Genomic DNA, 8,729 nt, shown 5'->3' with positions numbered 1-8,729 from the left:
ACCCCTCCTTTTTTCTTGCGTCTGTACAAAACCAGAGTGGATTATCTTTTTCTTGATTAAACAGGAAAAAGATAATCCTCTTTTTTTATTACAAATTAATAATTATTTAAAAAATATTTCCACAAAACCCTAAATATTAAAAACCGAAAGTCGATATACAATCATCGGTGAATGATTTACCGAGACGATACAGAAGAAAATCACTTCTGATTAATTTGTCTAGATCTTTTCGGAGTAATTACCATGCTAGGAATTAATACAAACGCCCCTTCACTTGGCGCACAAATGAACCTCAGCAAGTCTGCTGGTTCCCTTGAAACTTCAATCGCCCGTCTGTCTTCTGGCCTGCGTGTTAACAGCGCCAAAGACGATGCAGCTGGCCTGGCCATTGCAGAACGGATGACCGCACAAATTCGCGGCTTCGACGTGGCAGCTCGCAATGCAAACGACGGTATTTCACTGTTGCAAGTGGCCGACGGCGCACTGGGCAAAATTACCGACAACTTGCAGCGTATGCGTGAATTGGGCGTTCAGGCCAAAAACGGCACCTTGAACGACACCGACCGCGTGAACCTGAACCGTGAATTCACCGAACTGGCCAACGAAGTGGGCCGTGTTGCAACAGGCACCACATTCAACGACAACAACGTGTTCTCCGCTGCACAAAAATCCGTAGAACTGCAGATTGGCTCCGGCAACGCGGCTTCCGACACCCTGGCTGTGAACCTGACTGATGATGGTTTGGCTGCCGGTAACGACCTGCAAACCACCCTGGGTGGCGCAACACAAGCTGCAATCGTGACCGCCTTCGGTGGAGTCGATACAGCTGCCAACGCTGAAACCGCAATCGATACCATCGACACCGCGATCGATGACATCACCAACCTGCGCGCTACTGTGGGTGCTGGCTTGAGCCGACTGGAACAAGTGGTCGGTTCTCTTGAAACCACCAGCAGCAACTTGAGTTCTGCACGTGGCCGAATCATGGATGCCGACTTCGCCAAGGAAACTGCGAACCTCACCCGTTCACAGATTCTGCAACAGGCCGGTACCGCCATGCTCGCCCAGGCCAACCAGCTGCCCAACAACGTGTTGAGCTTGCTGCGTTAATGTAAGGTTTACTCCGAGCGACCCCTGGTTTGAAAGTGCAAGCAGGAATACGCACTGGATAATCAGGGGAAGTTTCGAGAGGCTGCGAATTACGGCAGCAAAAATTAAAACTTTAGGGTTCTGAAAAATTCTCTTGAGAAAGTGAATTTTTTTGCATTTTTTTCTAAAGTTCTTGTTTTTCCAAGCGTTAATGAATCATAAGGCAGCGCACAAGATGACGCAGCCAGCTTGAATCAACAAATTGCTTGGAGAATTATCATGCTAGGAATCAACACCAACGTAGCCTCACTGACCGCCCAGAAGAACCTTTCAGGCTCTGGCATGGGTTTGAACAACTCAATTGCCCGCCTGTCCTCCGGACTGCGTGTGAACAGCGCCAAAGACGACGCAGCAGGCCTGGCCATTGCCGAGCGCATGCAAGCGCAAATTCGCGGCTTTGATGTGGCGGGTCGCAACGCCAACGACGGTATCTCTTTGTTGCAAGTGGCCGACGGCGCCATGGGCAAGATCAGCGACAACCTGCAGCGTATGCGTGAGTTGGCTGTTCAAGCCAAAAACGGCACCTTGAACCCCACCGACCGTGTGAACCTGAACCGTGAGTACACGGAACTGGCCAACGAGGTGGACCGCATCGTGACTGGCAGCACATTCAACGGCAACAACCTGTTTGATGCCGCCAACCAAACACTGAGCTTCCAGGTGGGCACCGGCAACGCCGTCTCCGACACCCTGGAGCTGAACCTGACTGACGATGGCTTGAGCACGGGCAACGACCTGACCACCATCATGACCAACGGTGCGGCTGATATTCAGACCAACCTGGGCGCCATTACCGATGTGGCCAACGCCACCACGGCCATCGACACTCTGGATGCCTCGATTGACGCCATCACCGGTATTCGTGCCGTGGTGGGTGCGGGCCAAAGCCGACTGGAGCAAGTGGCAGCTTTTGCCGATGTGTCGAGCACCAACCTGCAGGCCGCACGCGGACGAATCATGGACGCTGACTTTGCCAAGGAAACGGCCAACCTGACCCGCTCGCAGATCCTGCAGCAGGCCGGCACCGCCATGCTCGCCCAGGCCAACCAGTTGCCCAACAACGTACTGAGCCTGTTGCAGTAATGATGTAAAACAATCGCTCAGAACTGAAAACTGAAGATTATCCTCCCTCCGGGGTGGATAATCTTTTTTGCATTTTCTATACCATTAAAATTGATTTAAATTATTTAATTAATTCACTTAAGTTTGACTAAAAACCTCCGTTAAACGAATTGTCAGTAAAAGAAACTGTACAAGGGTTAAATAACCCAAAGCGACATAACCCTTCACACAGGTCATGTCAATTTAAACCGCTAGGAGGTCCTAAATGTTAGGCATCAATACAAACGCCCCTTCACTGGGTGCACAAAACAACCTGAGCCGCTCTGCCGGTTCCCTTGAAACTTCGATCGCTCGCCTGTCTTCTGGCTTGCGTGTTAACAGCTCGAAAGACGATGCAGCTGGCCTGGCCATTGCAGAACGGATGACCGCACAAATTCGCGGCTTCGACGTGGCAGCTCGCAATGCAAACGACGGTATTTCACTGTTGCAAGTGGCCGACGGCGCACTGGGCAAAATTACCGACAACTTGCAGCGTATGCGTGAATTGGGTGTTCAGGCCAAAAACGGCACCTTGAACGACACCGACCGCTTGAACCTGAACCGTGAATTCACCGAACTGGCCAACGAAGTGGGCCGTGTTGCAACAGGCACCACATTCAACGACAACAACGTGTTCTCCGCTGCACAGAAGTCAGTGGAACTGCAGATCGGTTCTGGCAACGACGCAGCCGATACATTGAACGTGAACTTGACTGACGACGGCCTGGCTGCCGGTAACGACCTGCAAACCACCCTGGGTGGCGCAACACAAGCTGCAATCGTGACCGCCTTCGGTGGAGTCGATACAGCTGCCAACGCTGAAACCGCAATCGATACCATCGACACCGCGATCGATGACATCACCAACCTGCGCGCCACTGTGGGTGCTGGCTTGAGCCGACTGGAACAAGTGGTCGGTTCTCTTGAAACCACCAGCAGCAACTTGAGTTCTGCACGTGGCCGAATCATGGATGCCGACTTCGCCAAGGAAACTGCGAACCTCACCCGTTCACAGATTCTGCAACAGGCCGGCACCGCCATGTTGGCCCAGGCCAACCAGCTGCCCAACAACGTGTTGAGCTTGCTGCGTTAATTCAGACTTGGTCTGAACCCTGACAAGAATTTGCCAAAAGCAGGTTCGAATCAAACAAAAAGCCCGGTGAATCAAGCTCACCGGGCTTTTTAACGCTAAAGAAAACCCCTAAACCTGCCGTTAATCAAGACATGGGGGCTTGTCTTGCCCGCTTAGAATTCGGAAGGTGGCGAAAATGAACATTTCAAACATGGCTGATTATGCAACTGCCCTGCAAAAACCGCAGGATGCCAGCAACACAAAACCCGCACCCGGTGTGGTAGCGAAACCTTTGCTGGGCGAAAAAGCCGAACTGAGCGTGAGTGAAGTACTTGAGGTGGTTCAGAAAGCGAATGCCGCATTGACGAGCAACCAGTCGAATTTGAAGTTTCTGGTCGACACCGACAACGGCAAGCCGATTGTTCAAATCGTGGACCGGGAAACCCAGGAAGTGTTGAAACAAATTCCATCGGTTGAAATGCTGAAAATCGCAAAAGCCATCGAGAAAATGCAAGGCGTTCTAATGTCTCGCGAAGCCTAGAACGCAACAAGGGGAATAAATCATGGTAGGAATCTCATCTGCAGGCATTGGTTCAGGACTGGACATTGAGGGCATCATCAGCTCCTTGATGGCGGCTGAACGCATCCCACTGACCAAGGTGAGTCAGGAACGCACAGCGATCAACACCAAGATTTCGATTTACGGCATTATCAAAAATTCGTTTGCAGACCTGAAAGCTGCCGCGGACAAACTCAGCAGCTTGAACAACCTGAATCCCTTGAAGGCCACATCAAGCGACGAAAAAATTGTATCAGCCAGCGCCAGTGCAGCCGGCGCAAAAGGTAGCTACAGCATTGAGGTCAGCCAGCTGGCCAAGGCCCAAAGTGTAGCTGCGCAAGGCGTAGCCACCGCAGACACCACCGTGGGCACAGGCAGCCTGACGATCACCTTGGGCAGCTACGATTCCGGCACCAACACCTTCACCAACAATGCTGACAAAACCCCAGTCACGATCAACATTGGCACAGGGCAACAAACACTGGACGGCATCAAACAGGCCATCAATGATTCAGATGCCGGCGTTACTGCATCTATTGTGAACGACGGAGCAGGCTCGCGCCTGGTGCTGACCAGCAAGGAAACCGGTGCAGTCAACGGTTTCAAGCTCGAAGTAACCGATGCCGATGGCAACAACACCGACACCACCGGGCTTTCCCGATTGGCTTATGATCCCACCGCTGCGGTGGGTGCCGGCAAAAATGCCGACACCCTGCAAGTGGCACAAAACGCCAACTTCACCATCAATAATTTGCCAGTGAGCAAAGCCAGCAACACCGTGACAGACGCAGTGGCTGGCCTGACGCTGAACCTGAAAGCGCAGACCACATCGCCTGTCAATCTGGAAGTGGGCCTGGACGACACCGCATTGAAGACCACACTGGACGGGTTTGTGACTGCGTACAACAAAATACGCGGCAACCTGAAAGACCAGCAACAGAAAGACGCCACCCTGTCGCGTGAAACCACACCATCCACCCTTGAACGGGGACTTCGCAATATTCTGCGCGAACAGGTTGCCCAATACGGCATCGGTTTGAGCGATATTGGCTTGAGTTTTGACAAAGACGGCGTGTTGTCACTGAACAAAACCAAGCTGGATACCGCAGTCGCAGCCGACCCTTCCATTCTCGAGAAGGTGTTTGCCAACACAGCAACCACCACCGATGCGCGCGTGAAGTATCTGGGTGCCAACAACATGACCCAAGAGGGTACTTTTGCGGTCAATGTGAGCACCGCTTACGATGGCAGCAATACTATCGCCGGCACCATCAACGGTGTGGCAGGCACGGGAGTGGGCAATACCTTAACGGGTGCCACAGGCGATCCCAGCGAGGGCCTGCAGTTTTCGGTGGTTCAGGGAGCCAGTGGCAATATGGGCACGATCACCTTCAGCAAAGGCCTGGCCGAGCGACTGAGCGACTGGATCGGCAGCCTGACTGATGAAGGCGGAACGCTGGTGTCGAGAACCGACGGACTGACCAGCAGAAAATCTCGTCTGGACGACCAGGAAGACAGGCTCAACCTGCGACTGGAGCAGGTTGAAAAGCGATACCGCGCCCAATTCTCCGCGCTGGACTCCATGCTGGCCAGCATGCAGCAGACCAGCTCCTATTTGAGCCAACAGCTTGCCGCTCTGGCTCAACAACGGTAAGCGCAGAACTGTGCCCTAAAACCCCTGTTTTTAGTCAGATCAAACAGGGGGAACAAGCCCTACTATTTGTTTAAGACAAATCACCAAGTGAACGCACCATGATGTACGGCGCAAAAGCATACGCACAAGTAGGACTGGAAACAGGCATCAACAGTGCCTCACCCCACGGCCTCATTGTGATGCTTTACGAAGGGGCCATCGAGGCCATTCGCAAGGCCAAAATTTACCTTGAAATGCAAAACATCGAGATGAAAACAAAATCGGTGGACAAGGCCCTGCGCATCATCAAAGACGGCCTTACCGCCTCACTCGACGTGAACGCTGGCGGTGCACTGGCTCAGCAACTGCTTTCCCTGTACGACTACATTGGCAAAGAACTGATTTTGGCCAACGCCCAAAACAATCTGGAACGCATGGACACCTGCATCGATTTGCTGGATGACCTGCGCACAGCCTGGCTGGAAATTGGCCAAACCGCCACCAAACCATAACAACCTACTTAGGACCGCTCTCGACCATGATCTTTGCGACAGACAACAACGGTGCAATCATGAAGCTGTACGCCGCCATAGCGAATCAAAGCCAAGTAATGCTTGATTCGGCCAAGGCTGGCAATTGGGATGAGTTGTGTGCTGCTGAAGAACAGTGCTCAAGGCTGATCCACGAGCTCCAGGCCATCAAGGAAGCACAACAAACCGAATTGAATGAAAAGGAACGCAGTCAGCATATCGGCTATTTGAAAAAAATTCTGGCCGACGACGCCGCGATTCGCGACATCACTGAACCCCGCCTTAAGCAGTTGGAAGAATTTCTTCGCGCAGCCAACAACTCGCAGAAACTCAGCAACTCTTATGGATCCAACTAAGCCATTGCGCTAAGAGCAACGGGTGTGAGACATGACATTAACCCCGGTTAAATCGGCTCCGCCCAACGTCAACTCCGTACTTCAATCCAATCCCGGTGATCGGGTTTCGTCTGGCAAAGGCGAAATTGCGCCCGTTGTTGCCATACTGACCCGCCAACTCCCACTGCCCCAAGCGCAGCAGCTTGCTGGCCAAACCGCCTTGGTGCGTGTGGTGAAAGGTGGGCCTGGTAACGAGGCCGAGCTAGAGTTTGCCGGCCAGAATATTCAGGTCAAATTGCCGCCTGGGCGGCAACTGACTGCGGGCGAAATGGTCACCGTCGCATTTGCACTGTCCGGGAAAGGCGATGATTTGTCCGCAGGTGGCACCAGCGGCGGTAAAAAAATCGCCGATGCCCGCAACCTGCTCACCACACTGCCCACCAGCACCGACGATGGCGAAGCGCAAGACTCTCCCAGTTTCGTAGATCGACTCTCGGGCACCGCACGGTTGATCGGACTTCTTGAACGCTTGGGGCAGGGATCACCAACACAGGTGTCTACCTCGGTGATGACCAGCCTGAAACAATTAAGCACCCAGTTTCAAACACAGGCCGCCCTGCCCGGCGCCTTGCTGGCTGAATCTGACAATACAACGCCCAACGCACGCACACTTGCTCAAACCACGCCGCAAACCCAAATACAGCAAGCCCAGGGCGTTAATACTTTGAACAACAGCCTTGCTGGCGTGTTGGCCAAACAGGTTAGTGCAGCCGTGGAAAACAGCGGTTTGTTCTATGAATCGCACTTGCAGCAATGGGCCAATGGGCAACGCAGCACCGATCAAATTGCGAAAGAGCCCCAAGCCCGTTTCGGGCAAGAGCAGGTGATTTCCGAGAAAGGTTTGAACCCCGCTGCAGTTGAACAATCGGTGAAACTGGTGACCGCTCAACTGGCTGCGCTGGATAACAACCGCATTTCATTGGCGCTCAGTGGCCTGTTGGGCCACCCGGTGCAAATCGACATCGAACCCGATCAGGAAGAACCCACCGAACAGGACAAGCAAAACAATGAAGAAGCCGCACGCCCTTGGGTTGCACGACTGAAACTGGACATGGCTCATTTGGGTGAACTGAATGTTCGGGTGCGCATGATAGGTTCACAATGTGATGTACAAATTACTGGACCGGCGCGCAGCAAACAAGCCATCGACCCGCATTGGCAAAGCTTTCGGCAAGCCATGGATGACAAGGGATTGAAGCTGGTTCATGGCCAGTTCATGGTGCCCACGGGGTTTGAAATTGGCGAATAAACTAAGCCCCCAACAAGCCGTGGCTCTGGCTTACCTTGAACACTCTGGCGCACCAAAGGTAGTGGCCAAAGGTCAAGGCTTGATTGCCGAACAAATCATCCAGAAAGCCAAGGAGTCTGGGGTGTTTGTTCATGAAAGCCGCGAGCTGGTCTCGTTGCTGATGAATGTCGACCTGGACCAACAAATTCCACCTGGCCTGTATCAGGCGATTGCGGAATTGCTGGCCTGGGTGTATCAAATAGAAAACAAAGAATTCAGTACAGAGGGGAAGTCATGAGTCACAACACAAGTATTGCGCCTGAACGCGATCAAAAGCTGCTTGAGGAATTCAGTTTGAGTGCAGTGCCCACCCTGCGCAAACTACTCACCACCATCGATGAGGACGAGCACGAACTTTACGTTTATCTGCAATCTGATCACACCCAGTTTGTGACCGAAATACTGAGCATCGATTGGAGCAGTGGCTTGATATGGCTGGGCACGCCCTATGAAAAAGCGTTGAGCAGCAATTGCAATGCCTCAACATCCTATGTAATGGTGAGCTTTCCCGATGGCGTCAAAGTGCAGTTTGCGGGTGTGGGTATTTTGCAAAGCCAATACCAAGGGGCCGATGCCTTGCGCATTGCCATACCCAAAACCATTGTTCGCCTGCAACGGCGAAATTACTTCCGGGTTATGGCCGATGAGGAATTGAACTCGCAGGTCAAACTTGAAATTCCCTCAGTGAGTAGCCCGATCAGCCTGATCGACATCAGCCTTGCGGGTTGCGGTTTGTCGTTGCAAACATCACCCAGCCTTCATCAGGCTGGAGAAATCATTCCGGACGTTCGCCTGACCTTGCCCGACGGCGAAGGCAGCATGTTGGTCGAATTGGTGGTGCGAAATATCAAACCCATGGCAGACCACCCTGAAATGGTTCAACTTGGGTGCGAAATGAAAACCCTGGAGCGGGGTTCTGAACGCCGCCTGCAGCGCTTTTTGCTGGCCACAGAACGCAGACAACGCGCCAATCTGCACTCAATAGACTAAGGCAAGCACAAT

General features: G+C 52.8%; 10 protein-coding genes. All 10 read left to right on the top strand.

Annotated features, from left to right (window positions below; genetic code table 11):
* The first annotated feature begins 243 nt into the window (after window positions 1-243).
* The 10 genes from LMED105_RS14080 to LMED105_RS14035 all read left to right on the top strand — a co-directional run bounded on the left by LMED105_RS14080 (window position 244) and on the right by LMED105_RS14035 (window position 8,717).
* Window positions 244-1,110, top strand: a complete 867-nt coding sequence (locus tag LMED105_RS14080; protein ID WP_008252527.1) for a flagellin — start codon at window positions 244-246, stop codon at window positions 1,108-1,110.
* Window positions 1,111-1,368: 258 nt separating this feature from the next.
* Window positions 1,369-2,232, top strand: a complete 864-nt coding sequence (locus tag LMED105_RS14075; protein ID WP_008253010.1) for a flagellin — start codon at window positions 1,369-1,371, stop codon at window positions 2,230-2,232.
* Window positions 2,233-2,476: 244 nt separating this feature from the next.
* Window positions 2,477-3,343, top strand: a complete 867-nt coding sequence (locus LMED105_RS14070) for a flagellin (protein ID WP_008252525.1) — start codon at window positions 2,477-2,479, stop codon at window positions 3,341-3,343.
* A 175-nt stretch (window positions 3,344-3,518) separates the two neighbouring features.
* Window positions 3,519-3,863 carry a flagellar protein FlaG gene (locus tag LMED105_RS14065; protein ID WP_008252524.1) on the top strand — a complete coding sequence of 115 codons (345 nt, stop codon included), beginning with the start codon at window positions 3,519-3,521 and terminating at the stop codon, window positions 3,861-3,863.
* 22 nt (window positions 3,864-3,885) lie between these two features.
* Complete coding sequence (gene fliD / locus LMED105_RS14060; RefSeq protein ID WP_008252523.1) at window positions 3,886-5,535, top strand: flagellar filament capping protein FliD; 1,650 nt, start codon at window positions 3,886-3,888, stop codon at window positions 5,533-5,535.
* A 98-nt stretch (window positions 5,536-5,633) separates the two neighbouring features.
* Window positions 5,634-6,026, top strand: a complete 393-nt coding sequence (gene fliS, locus LMED105_RS14055) for a flagellar export chaperone FliS (protein ID WP_008252521.1) — start codon at window positions 5,634-5,636, stop codon at window positions 6,024-6,026.
* A 26-nt stretch (window positions 6,027-6,052) separates the two neighbouring features.
* Window positions 6,053-6,400 (top strand): flagellar protein FliT, encoded by a 348-nt coding sequence (locus tag LMED105_RS14050; protein ID WP_008252519.1) that lies wholly within the window; start codon window positions 6,053-6,055, stop codon window positions 6,398-6,400.
* 31 nt (window positions 6,401-6,431) lie between these two features.
* On the top strand, window positions 6,432-7,688 hold the full coding sequence (locus LMED105_RS14045; RefSeq protein ID WP_008252517.1) for a flagellar hook-length control protein FliK: 1,257 nt from the start codon (window positions 6,432-6,434) through the stop codon (window positions 7,686-7,688).
* Entirely contained in the window at window positions 7,678-7,965 is a 288-nt protein-coding gene (locus LMED105_RS14040) for an EscU/YscU/HrcU family type III secretion system export apparatus switch protein (RefSeq protein ID WP_008252515.1), read from the top strand. Before LMED105_RS14045 ends, LMED105_RS14040 begins: the two co-directional genes overlap by 11 nt.
* On the top strand, window positions 7,962-8,717 hold the full coding sequence (locus LMED105_RS14035; protein ID WP_008252513.1) for a flagellar brake protein: 756 nt from the start codon (window positions 7,962-7,964) through the stop codon (window positions 8,715-8,717). The genes LMED105_RS14040 and LMED105_RS14035 overlap by 4 nt, the downstream gene beginning before the upstream one ends.
* The last annotated feature ends 12 nt before the right edge of the window (window positions 8,718-8,729 follow it).

It is taken from the genome of Limnobacter sp. MED105, from assembly GCF_000170915.1.
Classification (GTDB): domain Bacteria; phylum Pseudomonadota; class Gammaproteobacteria; order Burkholderiales; family Burkholderiaceae_B; genus Limnobacter.
This window is presented reverse-complemented; position numbering and strand designations above follow the sequence as displayed.

Excerpts from the sequence above, each read along its gene's own strand:
- LMED105_RS14045 (WP_008252517.1), top strand. The coding sequence starts at position 6,432 with ATGACATTAACCCCGGTTAAATCGGCTCCGCCCAACGTCAACTCCGTA.
- fliD (WP_008252523.1), top strand. The coding sequence starts at position 3,886 with ATGGTAGGAATCTCATCTGCAGGCATTGGTTCAGGACTGGACATTGAG.
- LMED105_RS14075 (WP_008253010.1), top strand. The coding sequence starts at position 1,369 with ATGCTAGGAATCAACACCAACGTAGCCTCACTGACCGCCCAGAAGAAC.
- LMED105_RS14065 (WP_008252524.1), top strand. The coding sequence starts at position 3,519 with ATGAACATTTCAAACATGGCTGATTATGCAACTGCCCTGCAAAAACCG.
- LMED105_RS14050 (WP_008252519.1), top strand. The coding sequence starts at position 6,053 with ATGATCTTTGCGACAGACAACAACGGTGCAATCATGAAGCTGTACGCC.
- LMED105_RS14080 (WP_008252527.1), top strand. The coding sequence starts at position 244 with ATGCTAGGAATTAATACAAACGCCCCTTCACTTGGCGCACAAATGAAC.
- fliS (WP_008252521.1), top strand. The coding sequence starts at position 5,634 with ATGATGTACGGCGCAAAAGCATACGCACAAGTAGGACTGGAAACAGGC.
- LMED105_RS14070 (WP_008252525.1), top strand. The coding sequence starts at position 2,477 with ATGTTAGGCATCAATACAAACGCCCCTTCACTGGGTGCACAAAACAAC.
- LMED105_RS14035 (WP_008252513.1), top strand. The coding sequence starts at position 7,962 with ATGAGTCACAACACAAGTATTGCGCCTGAACGCGATCAAAAGCTGCTT.